At 52.3% G+C, this 16830-nt stretch carries 11 protein-coding genes; 9 read left to right on the top strand and 2 right to left on the bottom strand.

Annotated elements, in window-relative coordinates; translation table 11 throughout:
- Nucleotides 1-11 precede the first annotated feature (11 nt).
- Nucleotides 12-3059, bottom strand: a complete 3048-nt coding sequence (gene fdnG, locus OGY71_RS10205) for a formate dehydrogenase-N subunit alpha (RefSeq protein WP_286613260.1) — start codon at nt 3057-3059, stop codon at nt 12-14.
- A 288-nt stretch (nt 3060-3347) separates the two neighbouring features.
- On the opposite strand from fdnG, the gene yddG reads away from it, so the two are divergent.
- The 3 genes from yddG to OGY71_RS10190 all read left to right on the top strand — a co-directional run bounded on the left by yddG (nt 3348) and on the right by OGY71_RS10190 (nt 6295).
- Nucleotides 3348-4229 carry an aromatic amino acid efflux DMT transporter YddG gene (yddG, locus tag OGY71_RS10200; RefSeq protein WP_063941986.1) on the top strand — a complete coding sequence of 294 codons (882 nt, stop codon included), beginning with the start codon at nt 3348-3350 and terminating at the stop codon, nt 4227-4229.
- A 459-nt stretch (nt 4230-4688) separates the two neighbouring features.
- The gene (gene ompD / locus OGY71_RS10195) at nt 4689-5771 is read left to right on the top strand and encodes a porin OmpD (protein WP_008784801.1); all 1083 of its coding nucleotides are present in this window, start codon (nt 4689-4691) and stop codon (nt 5769-5771) included.
- Between the two features lie 83 nt (nt 5772-5854).
- Nucleotides 5855-6295: a GFA family protein gene (locus OGY71_RS10190; RefSeq protein ID WP_003833032.1), complete on the top strand. Its 441-nt coding sequence runs from the start codon at nt 5855-5857 to the stop codon at nt 6293-6295.
- A gap of 3 nt (nt 6296-6298) precedes the next feature.
- Here OGY71_RS10190 and OGY71_RS10185 read toward each other — a convergent pair whose 3' ends face one another.
- Nucleotides 6299-7783, bottom strand: a complete 1485-nt coding sequence (locus tag OGY71_RS10185) for an MFS transporter (RefSeq protein WP_286613258.1) — start codon at nt 7781-7783, stop codon at nt 6299-6301.
- Nucleotides 7784-7900: 117 nt separating this feature from the next.
- Between OGY71_RS10185 and OGY71_RS10180 the strand changes: the two genes are divergently transcribed.
- The 6 genes from OGY71_RS10180 (at nt 7901) to narI (ending at nt 16827) form a co-directional block, all read left to right on the top strand.
- On the top strand, nt 7901-8479 hold the full coding sequence (locus OGY71_RS10180) for a TetR family transcriptional regulator (RefSeq protein WP_003833036.1): 579 nt from the start codon (nt 7901-7903) through the stop codon (nt 8477-8479).
- Between the two features lie 212 nt (nt 8480-8691).
- The gene (locus OGY71_RS10175) at nt 8692-10077 is read left to right on the top strand and encodes a NarK family nitrate/nitrite MFS transporter (RefSeq protein WP_063940753.1); all 1386 of its coding nucleotides are present in this window, start codon (nt 8692-8694) and stop codon (nt 10075-10077) included.
- Nucleotides 10078-10173: 96 nt separating this feature from the next.
- Nucleotides 10174-13914 (top strand): nitrate reductase subunit alpha, encoded by a 3741-nt coding sequence (locus OGY71_RS10170; protein WP_286613257.1) that lies wholly within the window; start codon nt 10174-10176, stop codon nt 13912-13914.
- Entirely contained in the window at nt 13911-15455 is a 1545-nt protein-coding gene (gene narH, locus OGY71_RS10165) for a nitrate reductase subunit beta (RefSeq protein ID WP_003833042.1), read from the top strand. Before OGY71_RS10170 ends, narH begins: the two co-directional genes overlap by 4 nt.
- A complete protein-coding gene (gene narW, locus OGY71_RS10160) occupies nt 15455-16150 on the top strand; it encodes a nitrate reductase molybdenum cofactor assembly chaperone (RefSeq protein ID WP_003833045.1) in 696 nt (231 codons plus the stop codon). The genes narH and narW overlap by 1 nt, the downstream gene beginning before the upstream one ends.
- A complete protein-coding gene (gene narI / locus OGY71_RS10155; protein ID WP_003833047.1) occupies nt 16147-16827 on the top strand; it encodes a respiratory nitrate reductase subunit gamma in 681 nt (226 codons plus the stop codon). The genes narW and narI overlap by 4 nt, the downstream gene beginning before the upstream one ends.
- The last annotated feature ends 3 nt before the right edge of the window (nt 16828-16830 follow it).

The following is a 16830-nucleotide window of genomic DNA, read 5'->3' as shown; positions in this document are numbered from 1 at the left end:
GTTCGCCTCCCTTACGCCTTCTCGATGTTAACTAAAAACGCTTTGTATTCCGGCGTTTGCGAGTTTGCATCACCGACATTCGGCGTCAGGGTGTTGGCGATAAAGCCTTTACGCGCGACTCCTTCAAAGCCCCAGTGGATTGGGATCCCAACCGTTTCAACCTGCTGACCGTTGACGTTCAGGGTACGCAGACGACGAGTGACCACGGCAACTGCGCGAATAAATCCACGCTTGCTGCTAACTTTGACGTGATCGCCGTTGTTGATCCCTTTCGCTGCCGCCAGCGTTTCGCTGATTTCCACAAACTGCTCTGGCTGGGCAATCGCATTCAGTAATGCGTGCTTGGTCCAGGTATGGAAATGTTCGGTCAGACGATAGGTCGTCCCGACGTACGGGAAGTCCTGTTTCGTGCCCATACGGAGTTTATCCGCTTCGTACAGACGTGCTGCCGGGTTGGAGATCACATTCGGGTGCAGCGGGTTAGTACCCAGCGGCGTTTCCATCGGCTCGTAGTGTTCCGGGAACGGACCTTCCGCCATCTTATCGATAGCAAACAGACGCCCCAGCCCTTCCGGCTGCATGATAAACGGATTGGTGCCACTGCCCGGTGCCGCGGTGTTGAAGTCCGGGATATCGTTCCCCGTCCACTTCGTACCGTTCCACTGGATAAGCATGCGTTTTGGATCCCACGGTTTACCCTGCGGATCCGCCGAAGCGCGGTTATACAGTACGCGACGGTTCAGCGGCCATGCCCAGGCCCAGCCCAGCGTATTACCGAGACCTGACGGGTCGGCGTTATCGCGGTTGGCCATCTGGTTGCCCTGCTCGGTCCAGCTACCGGTATAAATCCAGCAGGACGATGACGTAGAACCATCATCGCGCAGCAACGCAAAGCTGTTGAGCAACTGACCTTTTTTCGCAACCAGCACGCCGTTGGCATCATAGAGATCTTCCAGCGCATAGCCGTTGTTCTCTTTTGCCACTTCCTCGGAATGCGGTTCGTCCGGCTGCTTATAGTTCCAGCTCATTTTCAGAACGGGCTCTACAGCTTTACCGCCTTCAGTGCGATACATGTCGCGCAGACGATGGTAAATACCGGCCAGAATTTCGCCGTCGTTGCGGGCTTCACCCGGTGCGTCCTGACCTTTCCAGTGCCACTGTAGCCAGCGGCCGGAGTTGGCAATGGAGCCGTCCTCTTCTGCAAAGCAGGTCGATGGCAAACGGAAGACTTCGGTCTGAATCGATGCCGGATCGACGTCGTTTGATTCACCGTGGTTCTGCCAGAACGTTGAGGTTTCGGTCACCAGCGGATCGATAACCACCAGATACTTCAGTTTGCTCAGGCACTGCACCACTTTGTTTTTATCCGGGAAGGACGCAACCGGGTTAAAGCCCTGACAGATGTAGCCGGTGACTTTCCCGCTATCCATCATGTTGAAGTATTTAATGACGTCGTAGGACTGATCCCACTTCGGCAGCCACTCAAAGCCCCAGTCATTTTCTTTCTGCGCTGCATTGCCGTAGAAAGATTTCATCAGGCTGACGAAGAACTTCGGATAGTTGCCCCAGTAGTTAACCTGATCGGCCAATGTCGCTTTTGGCGTGTTTGCGGCCAGATAGGTTTGCAGATCCGCCTGTTTCTCTGACGGCAGCGTCAGGTAACCTGGCAGACTGGTAGAGAGCAGACCTAAGTCGGTTAATCCCTGAATGTTGGAGTGACCACGTAAGGCGTTAACCCCGCCACCTGCCATCCCCATGTTGCCGAGCAGCAACTGGATCATCGCCATGGTACGGATGTTCTGCGCCCCTACGGTATGCTGTGTCCAGCCCAGCGCATACAGGAAAGTAGTGGTGCGATCCGCCGCGCTGGTGGAAGCCAGTACTTCGCAGACTTTCAGGAAGTCTTCTTTCGGCGTACCACAGATGTTTTCCACCACATCCGGCGTGTAGCGGGAAACGTGCTGTTTCAGCAGGTTCCAGACACAGCGAGGATGGCTTAACGTTTCATCGCGTTTCGCGTAGCCGTTTTCATCGAACTGGTAGTTCCAGGACGATTTATCGTATTGGCGTTTTTTCGCGTCATACCCGCTGAACAGACCGTCTTCAAAAGCATAGTCATCCCGCACCAGCAGGCTGGCATTGGTGTAATGCTTAACGTATTCAGCGTTAATTTTGTTGTTTTCAATCAGGTACAGCAAGACGCCGGACAGGAACGTAATGTCCGTGCCGGAACGAATTGGCGCATAGATATCCGCCACCGAAGCTGTACGTGTAAAACGAGGGTCAACAACAATCAGCGTGGCATCATTGTTGTTTTTGGCTTCCATCACCCAGCGGAATCCCACTGGATGTGCTTCAGCGGCGTTACCGCCCATCACCATCACGACGTTAGCGTTTTTAATATCAACCCAGTGGTTGGTCATCGCACCGCGACCAAATGTTGGAGCAAGACTTGCTACCGTTGGTCCGTGTCAGACGCGCGCCTGGTTGTCTACTGCCAGCATGCCGAGTGAGCGCACAAATTTTTGCGTCAGCATACCAGTTTCATTACTTGCCGCAGATGCACACAGCATCCCGGTTGAAAGCCAGCGGTTTACCGTTACGCCCTGCTCATTCTTCTCAATAAAGTTGGCGTCACGGTCAGTTTTCATCAGCTTCGCGATACGGGTGAATGCTTCATCCCAGCTGATACGCTGCCATTTGTCGGAACCTGGTGCACGGTATTCCGGGTAACGCAGACGGTTTTCACTGTGCACGTAATCCAGTAATCCTGCGCCCTTAGGGCATAATGCCCCGCGGCTCACCGGATGATCCGGATCCCCTTCAATATGGTAAATCGACTCTTTGGCGTTTTTTGCTCCATCTCCCAGGCTATACATTAATAGCCCGCAACCTACGGAACAGTATGTGCAGGTGTTTCGGATCTCTTTGGCGCGTAACAGTTTATAGTTTCGCGCCTGAGCCAGTGCCATTTTGGGTGCAAAACCCAAAGCGGCTACTGTTGTTCCCGCCATACCGCCCGCGCAGATTTTAAAAAATTGTCTGCGGCTGACGTCCATTGCTTTCCTCTTTTTTGCAGGGATTCGTACAGGACATCTCTCAAATCGCGCCAGCGCGGCATAATTGAAAGATGACATGTACAACTTCGCGACGAAACTATCAGCTATATCCATATTTTTTTTGCGTCAAATCAATAACGAAACGGTTCCGCTACTAAATAGTGCACTTTGTTTAACCTTTGTACCCATAAGGGAGTATGTGAAAAGCAATTAATTAGCGCGCTACGGTGTAAAGGTGCTATAAATTTCAGCTTAAATTTTTGCCAGTACCATGGACAGACAATCAGAATGACAAAACAAAAAGCAACGTTAATTGGGCTCATTGCCATTGTGCTCTGGAGTACGATGGTCGGACTCATGCGTGGGGTAAGTGAAGGACTGGGTCCTGCGGGCGGAGCAGCAATGATTTTTTCGTTAAGTGGCCTGTTGCTGATTTTTACCGTCGGCTTTCCGAATATAAGAAAGATTCCTGTGCGTTATTTAATCGCGGGTAGCGTGCTTTTTGTTACCTATGAAATATGTTTAGCGCTGGCTCTCGGTTATGCGGCTACTCGTCACCAGGCTATTGAAGTCGGTATGGTCAATTATCTCTGGCCGAGTTTAACGATATTGTTTGCTATTTTATTTAATGGTCAAAAAACAACCTGGCTGGTGATCCCTGGATTAATTATCGCATTGACCGGGGTTTGTTGGGTATTGGGTGGTGAAAACGGCCTTAATCCTGGTGAAATTATAAACAACGTTGCCAGCAGTCCGCTGAGCTATTTCCTCGCCTTTTTGGGCGCATTTATCTGGGCAACGTATTGCACGGTGACCAATAAATATGCAAAAGGCTTTAACGGCATTACGGTATTCGTTTTACTGACGGCCGCAAGTTTGTGGGTTTACTATTTTATGACTCCGCAACCAGAAATGATTTTCAGCACTTCGGTGACTATTAAAATGTTCTCAGCGGCATTAACGTTAGGATTTGCCTATGCGGCGTGGAATATTGGCATTTTGCATGGCAACGTGACCATCATGGCGGTAGGTTCCTATTTTACTCCAGTGCTCTCCTCCGCCCTGGCTGCTGTGTTACTCAGCGCCCCGTTGTCGCTATCTTTCTGGCAGGGTGCATTGATGGTTTGTGCGGGTTCGCTACTTTGCTGGTTGGCAACACGCCGCGCCTGAAAAAAATCCGGGTTTTATCGCGCAAATCTAAAACCCGGCTACACTGTAATCAAATTAATGAATAATAAATGTTCATTCCACTTGTGGCTTATGTTTATTTTTGTTTAATTAAATGTTAATAATTGGTAATTAATTAACTCCAGAAAATATTTCATGCTTATCTATAATCCTCGATATGTATATATTACACCTGCGTGACTAACGTCATTTAAACCATAGGCGGCACAATAGTCCCCTACGTAAATATACCCATTCAGATTTGTCACATATAAAGATTAATACAATCAGCTATATTATGTAGATCTGGATCACACAAACTCAAATATTTCGCAATATTATGAAACTTATTATTGAACTTATACCACTGCGTCATTTAAAAATAGTTTGCCATTGACGAACCCCTTCGTTTAGCAATGGTTTAGGAAACACACCAAGAAAAAATTATAAGGATTATTTAGAATGAAACTTAAATTAGTTGCAGTGGCAGTGACTAGCCTGTTGGCGGCAGGTGCGGTAAACGCAGCTGAGGTATATAACAAAGACGCAAACAAACTGGATATCTACGGTAAAGTTCACGCTCAGCATTACTTCTCTGACGACACCAGCAGCGATGGCGACAAAACCTACGCGCGTCTGGGCTTCAAAGGCGAAACTCAGATCAATGACCAGCTGGTTGGTTTTGGTCAGTGGGAATACGAATTCAAAGGCAACCGTTCCGAAAGCCAGGGTTCCGAAGCAGACAAAACCCGTCTGGCATTCGCTGGCCTGAAATTCGCTGAATACGGTTCTTTCGACTACGGTCGTAACTACGGCGTAGCTTACGACATCGGCGCATGGACCGACGTCCTGCCTGAGTTCGGTGGTGATACCTGGACCCAGACCGACGTATTCATGACCCAGCGTGCTACCGGCGTTGCAACCTATCGTAACACCGACTTCTTCGGTCTGGTTGAAGGTCTGAACTTTGCCGCTCAGTACCAGGGCAAAAACGATCGTACCGATGAAGTTGAAGCGAACGGTGATGGCTTCGGTCTGTCTACTACCTATGAATACGAAGGTTTCGGCGTTGGTGCTACCTATGCGAAATCTGACCGTACCGATCGTCAGGTGCGCAACGGCACCAACGGTCTTTACGCTTCAGGTCAGAATGCGGAAGTGTGGGCTGCTGGTCTGAAGTATGATGCGAACAACATCTACCTGGCGACCACCTACTCCGAAACCCGCAATATGACCACATTCGGTAAAATCGACGGTATTGCTAACAAAACTCAGAACTTTGAAGCTGTTGCACAGTACCAGTTCGACTTCGGCCTGCGTCCGTCCATCGCTTACCTGAAATCCAAAGGTAAAGATCTGGGTGCATACGGCGACCAGGATCTGGTTGAATACGTAGACCTGGGTGCTACCTACTACTTCAACAAAAACATGTCTACCTTCGTTGATTACAAAATCAACCTGCTGGATGACACTAACTTCACTAAAAATGTTGCGCAGATCAGCACTGACAACATCGTGGCTGTTGGTCTGAACTACCAGTTCTAATTTTGTTGTAGTCTGAATACAAAGCCAGTCCTTCCAGGGCTGGCTTTTTCTCTTAATGTAGACTCGGTCATAAGGAGTATGCCGTGCAGACATTCACTGGTCGTTGTCTTTGCGGACAGAGTCATTTTACCGTTGACGTCGAAATGCTGGATGTCTATGCCTGCCACTGTACGCTGTGTCAGAAATGGTCAGGCGGCATCGCCATGTATCTGGAAGCCAGCGCTCACCCGCTGATGTCGCCAGAATCGGCAGAACCTTCGCACTTCCCTTCTTCAAATCGTGGTGAACGGTTCTTCTGTTCCGGCTGCGGATGCCCACTGTGGTTTACGTTAACGGACAGCGATCGCTACTTTATTCCGTGGACACTTCTGGAACTTAATGAGGTAGATCGCCGCCGCCTGATATTAGCGGCAGAAATCTATACGGAAACACAGCCTGCGTTCTGGAGATTGACAGGGCAATACGCTCGACTGAGTGGGAAAGAAGTCGAAGAGATGGATTACCCCTGTCATTTAGCTCACTAGTTATTAACGTTGTACCTTTGCCAGACTGAACCACATTCCTATCGCTAATACGATAAGCATGCTGCCGGCGCTGCTTAATGCCACGCTATGTGACCAGGTGAACGCTTCTCTGGCAGCCGTCAGCAATGCTTCACTCAGTGACGGCGGGAGCGAGTGCGCCAGTTGTACCGCCTCCCCCATTGACGATGAGGCACGTTCCATTTCCTGCGCATTAAGTCCGGCTGGCGGCAGAATCGATGCAGAAAAGCTACGGCTCAGCAGTAAGCCAAAGATAGCGATCCCAAGTCCTGCCCCCAGTTCATAAGCCATTGTCTCGATGGCGCCAGCGGCCGCGGCTTTTTCCGCCGGCGCTGCTGCCATGATAGCCGCTGTTGAAGCCAGGAGCGCACTGGCGGCGCTGAAGCCAAGCAAAGCCATCAAAATCCAGGCTTGTACCTGTTGGTTACTGAAATCCGTCATCGCCAGGCCGTAAAAACTGACGGCGCTCAGCGCCATGCCCGCCGTTGCCACACAACGTAATCCCAGGCGTGAAACCAACATACCGGCAATCGGTCCGCTGAAACCACTGGCCAGCATCACCGGCAGCATGAACAATCCAACCTGATACGGTGTTAAACCGTGAACAAACTGTAGCTCCTGAGCCATCAGCAACTCAAAACCCACCAGCGTTATCATCGCGGTCATCGCCATCACTACACCGCTCAAGATAATGCGATGCGTGAACAGACGCATATCAATCATCGGGCGGGCTGCCGCAAGCTGGATACGGACAAACTGCCACAACAGTAAAGCGCCGGTTAACAGCGTCAGGGCGATGGCAACAGTCGCCGTATGCCCTTTCAGCGCAGTTTTAGCGCTGTAAACCAACAGCAGAATGGCAACAATCAGCATGATCGCATGACCAAAATTTAACGATTGATCGCGACGTCCGGCCTGGCGTGGCACTAAGCGTGCGGTTAAGGCCATTACCACCAGGACAATTGGTACATTAATTAAGAATACGGACCCCCAGTAGAAGTGCTCCAGCAGCATCCCGCCAACCAGTGGGCCAAACGCCGCACCGCCGGAACCGACCGCTGCCCAGACGCCGAGCGCCATATTTCGATGCCGTTGCTCAGAGAACGTGGCGCGAATACCCGCCAGCGTTGCCGGAACAATCATCGCCGCGCCAATCGCCAATACCGCCCGGGTGGCAATCAGCCAGCTTGCGCTATGAGCAAAAGCGGCCGCCAGCGATGCGAGACCAAATAATCCACCGCCTAACAGCAGCAGACGTTTAAAGCCGATGCGATCCCCCAGCGCGCCCATTGGCAATACCATACCGGCCATTACCAGGGAATAAATATCAATGATCCACAGCAGCTCGTTACCACTGGCACCCAGCGTCATACTCAGCGTGGGCGCGGCAACGTGCAGCACCGTTGCATCAATCGCAACAGGGATGTAGACCAGCACAATAATGACTAACGTTAACCACTGACGAAACATAAAACTCCCTAACGAAACCAAAACTGGACACATGTCCAGCTTTAGCGATCCTACGGAAAATTGAACATATGTCCAACTTTTTGTTAGACTGCGATCTATACGGATACAGGAGGAATGATGAGCTATCTAAATCGGGATGAACGTCGGGAAGTGATTCTGCAAGCGGCAATGCGTGTCGCACTTGAAGAAGGATTTTCCGCCATGACGGTTCGACGCATTGCTGCTGAAGCTCACGTCGCGACGGGCCAGCTACATCACCATTTCGCCTCTGCCGGTGAGCTCAAATCCCAGGCATTTGTGCGCCTTATCCGCACCCTACTTGATGCCGAACTGGTCAGCGAAGACGCCAGTTTCCGTGAGCGACTGCATGCGATGCTAGGCAGTGAAGATGGTGGTCTGGAACCCTATATTAAGCTATGGCGTGAAGCACAGGTTGTTGCGGGTAAAGATCCGGAAATTAAAAGCGCCTATCTGTTGACCATGCGAATGTGGCACGAAGAAACCGCCAACATTATTACCCAAGGACAGAAAGCCGGTGAGTTCTCATCTACGCCTGATGCCGCCGACGTCGCATGGCGTTTAATCGCATTAGTCTGCGGCCTGGATGGTATGTACATATTAGGTATTGAGGAAATGGCCGATCCTGCATTCGATCGTCATCTTGATCGTATGATTACGCAGGAGTTATTTATTTGATGTAATAGATGAATTAACAATACATCTTTTATGTTTACAATTAGTAACACTTAAGCAACGTGTAATTCTCCTATCACGCCGCGTTATTGCACTTTTTTATCTATTCTTTCAGTCAATATTCCTAAAACTTTTCAATAGTTTCTAAAAAGAAGCCGCGCGGCGCTGCATGCGTTTATTTCTTTTTCATGAACGGCATGTGCATGGAGAATAATATGTCATCATCAAATGAGAAAAATAATCGTTATCTTTTAACGGACTGGAAACCAGAGAACCCCGGCTTTTGGGAAAATAAAGGCAAGCACATTGCGCGCAGAAATCTCTGGATATCAGTAAGTTGCCTGCTGCTTGCGTTCTGCGTCTGGATGTTGTTCAGCGCCGTTGCCGTAAATCTGAATAAAATTGGCTTTAATTTCACCACCGACCAACTGTTTTTATTAACGGCACTGCCTTCTCTTTCTGGTGCAATATTGCGCGTTCCCTACTCCTTTATGGTACCTATATTTGGTGGGCGTCGTTGGACCATTTTTAGTACGATTATTCTGGTTATTCCCTGTGTCTGGCTCGGATTTGCCGTGCAAAATACCACTACTCCGTTCGGTGTATTTATTATCATTGCGCTGATGTGTGGTTTTGCTGGCGCTAACTTTGCCTCCAGCATGGGCAATATCAGCTTTTTCTTCCCCAAAGCGAAGCAAGGTAGCGCATTAGGCGTTAACGGTGGTCTCGGCAACCTCGGCGTCAGCGTGATGCAGTTGATCGCGCCACTGGTGATCTTTCTGCCCATATTTACCTTTTTGGGCGTACAGGGCGTACCACAAGCTGATGGCTCGTTATTGTCGCTGGCCAATGCCGCATGGATTTGGGTGCCGTTACTGCTGATAGCCACCGTGGCAGCGGGCATGGGAATGAACGACATTGCCAGCTCGAAGGCCTCAATTGCCTCCCAGTTACCGGTCCTCAAGCGTTTTCATCTGTGGTTATTAAGTCTGCTGTATCTCGCCACCTTCGGTTCATTTATCGGTTTTTCGGCAGGCTTTGCCATGCTGGCGAAAACCCAGTTCCCCGACGTGAATATCCTGCAACTGGCGTTCTTCGGCCCCTTCATCGGCGCGCTTGCACGATCGGCGGGCGGTGTTATCTCTGACAAGTTTGGTGGTGTACGTGTCACCTTAATTAACTTCATCTTTATGGCACTGTTCAGCGCCCTGCTGTTTCTCACTTTGCCCGGCTCGGGCGAAGGTAGCTTTATCGCGTTTTACCTGGTGTTTATGGGCTTGTTCCTGACCGCGGGTCTGGGTAGCGGTTCAACCTTCCAGATGATTGCGGTGATCTTTCGCAAAATCACAATTTATCGGGTGAAGCTGCATGGCGGTACTGAAGAGCAAGCTCAGCGGGAAGCGGTAACCGATACCGCAGCCGCACTGGGATTTATCTCCGCCATTGGCGCTGTGGGGGGCTTCTTCATTCCTAAAGCGTTTGGCTCATCGCTGGCATTGACCGGCTCTCCTGTGGGTGCCATGAAAATATTCCTCGTGTTTTACATCGTCTGCGTGCTGGTGACCTGGTTGGTCTATGGCCGTAAATCACAAAAAAAATAACAAAATGGATACCGCAGGATCGGACATTTAGGTAGGCCGGATCAGGCCTGGAGTTCGATTCACCGTCGGCAATATTATCGAAGCAGGAGTTATGTCATGAGTAAACTGTTAGACCGCTTTCGCTACTTTAAACAAAAGGGCGATACGTTTGCCGAGGGGCATGGGCAAGTAATGCACACCAACCGGGACTGGGAAGACAGCTATCGTCAGCGCTGGCAGTTCGACAAAATTGTGCGTTCTACCCACGGCGTTAACTGTACCGGCTCATGCAGCTGGAAGATCTACGTTAAAAACGGGCTGGTGACCTGGGAAACGCAGCAAACCGACTACCCGCGTACCCGTCCTGACCTGCCAAATCATGAGCCCCGTGGCTGTCCACGCGGCGCCAGTTACTCGTGGTATCTCTATAGCGCGAACCGCCTGAAATATCCGCTGGTGCGTAAACGCTTAATCGAATTGTGGCGCGACGCCCTCTCCCGCCAGCCCGATCCGGTGCTAGCCTGGGAATCCATTATGAACGACCCGCAAAAATGCCAGAGCTACAAGCAGGTACGCGGGCGCGGTGGGTTTATCCGTTCCAACTGGAAAGAGCTTAATCAGCTGATTGCTGCCGCCAACGTCTGGACGGTGAAAACCTACGGCCCGGATCGCGTGGTCGGCTTCTCCCCGATCCCGGCGATGTCGATGGTTTCCTATGCCGCCGGCACACGCTATCTCTCGCTAATCGGCGGAACCTGTCTGAGTTTCTATGACTGGTACTGCGACTTACCGCCCGCGTCACCGATGACCTGGGGCGAGCAGACCGACGTTCCTGAATCCGCCGACTGGTATAACTCCAGCTATATCATCGCCTGGGGCTCTAACGTGCCGCAGACCCGTACCCCGGATGCGCACTTTTTCACAGAAGTACGCTACAAAGGCACCAAGACGATTGCCATTACGCCGGACTACTCGGAAGTCGCTAAACTATGCGACCAGTGGCTGGCACCTAAACAAGGGACCGACAGCGCGCTGGCAATGGCGATGGGCCACGTCATCCTGAAAGAGTTCCACCTCGACAATCCCAGCGATTATTTCCTCAATTACTGCCGTCGCTATACCGACATGCCGATGCTGGTTTTACTGGATGCCCGGGAAGATGGCAGCTACGTGCCTGGACGCATGATGCGTGCTTCAGACCTTGTCGATGGTCTGGGCGAAAGCAACAATCCAGAGTGGAAAACGGTAGCCTTTAACAGCGCAGGTGAACTGGTTGTCCCGAACGGATCTATCGGTTTTCGCTGGGGGGAGAAAGGCAAATGGAACCTGGAACCCCTGGCGGCTGGCGCTGAAACTGAACTTTCTCTTTCGCTGCTCGGTCTGCATGATGAAGTGACCGGCGTCGCATTCCCCTATTTTGGCGGCAACGAAAACCCACATTTTCGCAGTGTAAAACAAGAACCGGTGCTGATCCGTCAACTGCCGGTAAAACATCTTACCCTCGCTGACGGTAGCCATTGCCCGGTAGTGAGCGTCTATGATCTGGTACTGGCGAATTATGGCCTCGACCGTGGTCTGGATGACGTTCATAGCGCACAAGATTACAGCGAAGTGAAAGCCTACACCCCGGCCTGGGGCGAGCAAATTACCGGTGTGCCACGCCGTCATATCGAACAGATCGCCCGTGAGTTTGCCGATACTGCGCACAAAACGCATGGCCGTTCGATGATCATTCTCGGGGCTGGCGTCAACCACTGGTATCACATGGATATGAACTACCGTGGCATGATTAACATCCTGGTGTTCTGTGGTTGCGTGGGACAAAGCGGCGGCGGCTGGGCGCACTATGTGGGTCAGGAGAAACTGCGTCCGCAAACCGGTTGGTTGCCGCTGGCCTTTGCGCTGGACTGGAATCGTCCGCCGCGTCAGATGAACAGCACTTCGTTTTTCTACAACCACTCCAGCCAGTGGCGTTATGAAAAACTCACCGCGCAGGAACTCCTCTCTCCGCTGGCCGATGCGTCGAAGTTTAGCGGACATTTGATTGACTTTAACGTGCGGGCTGAACGAATGGGCTGGCTGCCGTCTGCGCCGCAGCTTAACCTCAACCCTCTGACCGTTAAAGCAAAAGCCGAACATGCAGGACTATCTCCTGCGCAATACACCGCACAGGCGCTGAAGTCGGGTGATATTCGTTTTGCCTGCGAACAACCGGATAACGGCAAAAACCATCCGCGCAACCTCTTCGTCTGGCGCTCTAACCTGCTCGGCTCCTCCGGTAAAGGGCATGAATACATGCTCAAATATTTGCTGGGTACCGAAAGCGGGATCCAGGGGGAAGCGCTCGGTTCAAGCGAGGGTATTAAACCTGAAGAGGTTGAATGGCAGTCGGCGGCGATAGAGGGCAAGCTCGATCTGCTGGTCACGCTCGATTTCCGTATGTCCAGCACCTGTTTGTTCTCCGATATCGTTCTGCCAACCGCTACCTGGTATGAAAAAGACGATATGAATACCTCGGATATGCATCCGTTTATTCACCCGTTGTCTGCGGCGGTCGACCCGGCATGGGAATCGAAGAGCGACTGGGAAATTTATAAAGGCATCGCCAAAGTATTTTCTGAGGTTTGCGTCGGACACCTTGGACAAGAAACGGATGTCGTGTTGCAACCGCTGCAACACGACTCTCCGGCAGAGCTGGCGCAGCCGTTTGACATTCAGGACTGGCGCAAAGGCGAATGCGATCTCCTCCCAGGCAAAACGGCACCGAATATCGCCGTTGTGGAGCGTGACTACCCCGCCACCTACGAACGCTTTACTTCACTTGGCCCGCTCATGGACAAACTCGGTAATGGCGGGAAAGGCATTGCGTGGAATACCCAGGCGGAAGTCGATTTTCTCGGCAAGCTGAACTACACCAAGCGCGAAGGCCCGGCAAAAGGACGCCCGCTGATTGACACCGCGCTGGATGCCTCTGAGGTGATCCTTGCCCTGGCACCGGAAACAAACGGTCAGGTGGCGGTGAAAGCCTGGGAAGCGCTGGGGGCGATGACCGGACGCGACCATACGCATCTGGCGTTGAACAAAGAAGACGAGAAGATCCGTTTTCGCGATATCCAGGCGCAGCCGCGCAAAATCATCTCCAGCCCCACCTGGTCCGGGTTGGAAAGTGAACATGTTTCCTATAACGCAGGCTATACCAACGTCCACGAGCTGATCCCATGGCGTACCCTGTCCGGTCGCCAGCAGCTGTATCAGGATCATGCGTGGATGCGTGCGTTTGGTGAAAGTCTGGTGGCGTATCGTCCACCTATCGATACCCGCAGCGTCAGTGAAATGCGCGAGGTTCCGCCTAACGGCTTCCCGGAAAAAGCGCTCAACTTCCTGACGCCGCACCAGAAATGGGGGATCCACTCCACCTATAGCGAAAACCTGCTGATGCTGACGCTGTCGCGCGGCGGGCCGATTGTCTGGATCAGTGAAACCGATGCCAAAGAGCTGGGTATTGAGGATAACGACTGGATTGAAGCCTTCAACGCCAACGGTGCGCTCACCGCGCGTGCAGTGGTGAGTCAACGCGTGCCACCGGGAATGACCATGATGTATCACGCTCAGGAGCGAATCATGAATATCCCTGGCTCAGAGGTGACCGGGATGCGCGGCGGGATCCATAACTCGGTGACCCGCGTCTGCCCGAAACCCACGCACATGATAGGTGGCTATGCGCAGCTGGCATACAGCTTCAACTATTACGGTACGGTCGGCTCTAACCGCGATGAGTTCATCATGATTAGAAAAATGAAAAATATTAACTGGCTGGATGATGAAGGTCGCGATCAGGTACAGGAGGCGAAAAAATGAAAATACGCTCACAGGTAGGCATGGTTCTTAATCTGGATAAGTGCATCGGCTGCCACACCTGCTCCGTCACCTGTAAAAACGTCTGGACCGGACGTGAAGGGATGGAATATGCGTGGTTTAACAACGTCGAGACTAAACCGGGGATTGGGTATCCAAAAAACTGGGAAGATCAGGAAGAGTGGCAAGGCGGCTGGGTTCGCGATGTTAACGGCAAGATAAGACCGCGTCTGGGCGGTAAGATGGGCGTCATCACCAAAATTTTCGCCAACCCGGTGATCCCGCAAATCGATGATTACTATGAGCCGTTTACCTACGATTATCAGCATCTGCATAGCGCGCCGGAAAGCAAGAATCAGCCCACCGCGCGTCCGCGTTCGCTGATTGATGGAAAGCGGATGGACAAGATTATCTGGGGTCCAAACTGGGAAGAACTGCTTGGCGGCGAATTTTCAAAACGTGCCCGCGACCGTAACTTCGAGAAGATGCAAAAGGAGATGTACGGCCAGTTCGAAAACACCTTCATGATGTATTTACCGCGCCTGTGCGAGCACTGCCTGAACCCAAGCTGTGTCGCCACCTGCCCAAGCGGTGCTATCTATAAGCGTGAAGAAGACGGCATTGTGCTGATCGACCAGGACAAATGTCGCGGCTGGCGCTTGTGCATCAGCGGCTGTCCGTACAAAAAAATCTACTTTAACTGGAAGAGCGGTAAGTCTGAGAAGTGCATTTTCTGCTACCCGCGTATTGAGTCCGGCCAGCCGACGGTATGTTCGGAAACCTGCGTTGGGCGTATCCGTTATCTCGGCGTATTGCTCTACGACGCCGACCGCATCGAAGAAGCGGCCAGCACCGAGCATGAGACCGATCTCTATGAGCGTCAGTGCGATGTATTCCTCAACCCGCACGATCCGGCGGTCATTGAAGAGGCGTTAAAACAAGGTATTCCGCATAACGTCATCGAAGCGGCCCAACGTTCGCCAGTCTACAAAATGGCGATGGACTGGAAACTGGCGCTGCCGCTGCACCCGGAATATCGCACCCTGCCGATGGTCTGGTATGTACCGCCATTGTCACCGATTCAGTCGGTCGCCGACGCGGGCGGACTGCCGCACAATGGTAACGTTTTGCCGGCGGTTGAGTCGCTGCGAATTCCGGTTCAGTACCTCGCTAACATGCTCAGTGCGGGTGATACCGGTCCGGTGCTGCGCGCGCTGAAACGTATGATGGCCATGCGTCACTATATGCGTGCGCAAACAGTGGAAGGTGTGACGGACACCCGCGCGATTGAGGAAGTGGGTTTGACCGTTGAGCAGGTTGAGGAGATGTATCGCTATCTGGCCATCGCCAACTATGAGGACCGCTTTGTGATCCCGACCAGCCACCGTGAAATGGCGCGCGATGCCTTCCCGGAGAAAAACGGCTGCGGATTTACCTTCGGTGACGGCTGCCATGGCTCAGATACCAAATTCAACCTGTTTAACAGTAGCCGTATTGATGCGATCGACATCACCGAAGTGCGCGATAAAGCGGAGGGTGAATAATGCAAATCCTGAAGGTTATCGGCCTGCTGATGGAATATCCCGACGAGCTGCTGTGGGAGTGTAAAGACGACGCGCTGGCGCTTGTGGCCAGCGATGCCCCCATGCTTACCGAATTTAGCCAGGGATTGCTCAATGCGCCACTGCTGGATAAACAAGCGGAATGGTGCGAAATCTTTGACCGGGGCCGGGCCACCTCTCTGCTGCTGTTTGAGCACGTGCACGCCGAGTCCCGTGACCGGGGTCAGGCGATGGTTGATCTGCTGGCTCAGTATGAAAAGGTCGGGCTACAGCTCGACTGCCGCGAACTGCCTGATCATCTGCCGTTGTATCTGGAGTATTTGAGCGTGTTGCCGGAGGACCAGGCCAAAGAAGGGCTGCAGAACGTTGCACCGATTCTGGCTCTGCTGGGCGGGCGCTTAAAACAGCGCGATACGCCGTGGTATCAACTGTTTGACGCCCTGCTGCTGCTTGCCGGAAGCCCTCTTTCGAGTGACAGTGTCACTAAGCAGGTTGGTGCTGAAACCCGCGATGATACCCGTCAGGCGCTGGATGCGGTGTGGGAAGAGGAACAGGTGAAGTTTATCGAGGATAACGCCACCGCCTGCGACAGTTCACCGTTACAAAACTATCAACGACGCTTTAGCCAGGACGTGGCGCCGCAGTATGTCGACGTCAGCGCGGGAGGCCCGAAATGATACAGTACCTGAACGTCTTTTTTTACGATATCTACCCGTACCTGTGCGGTACGGTGTTTATCCTCGGCAGCTGGCTACGCTATGACTACGGGCAATATACCTGGCGCGCCTCTTCCAGCCAGATGCTGGACAAACGCGGCATGGTGCTGTGGTCAAACCTGTTCCACATCGGCATTCTGGGGATCTTTTTCGGTCACCTGTTCGGCATGCTAACGCCGCACTGGATGTATGCCTGGTTCCTGCCGATTGCGGTGAAACAACAGATGGCGATGATTGCCGGTGGACTTTGTGGCGTACTGACGCTGGTTGGTGGCGCAGGTTTGCTGGTGCGCCGTCTGACCAACCCGCGTATTCGTGCGACATCTTCCACCGCCGATATTCTGATCCTCTGCGTTCTGTTGATTCAGTGTATCCTCGGCTTAACCACCATCCCGTTCTCTGCGCAACATCCAGACGGCAGTGAAATGCTGAAACTGGTCGGTTGGGCGCAGTCGGTGGTGACTTTCCAGGGCGGCGCATCTGCGCATCTGGATGGTGTGGCGTTGATTTTCCGTGTGCATCTGGTTCTTGGGATGACTATCTTCCTGCTGTTCCCGTTCACTCGCCTGGTCCACGTCTGGAGTGCGCCGTTTGAGTACTTTACCCGTCGCTACCAAATAGTGCGTTCCCGCCGATAATTG

Origin of the sequence: Citrobacter sp. Cpo109, assembly GCF_030332565.1 — a bacterium.
Lineage (GTDB): Bacteria > Pseudomonadota > Gammaproteobacteria > Enterobacterales > Enterobacteriaceae > Citrobacter > Citrobacter portucalensis.
Note: the sequence above shows the minus strand (reverse complement) of the source record. Positions and strands in the feature narration are given on the sequence as shown.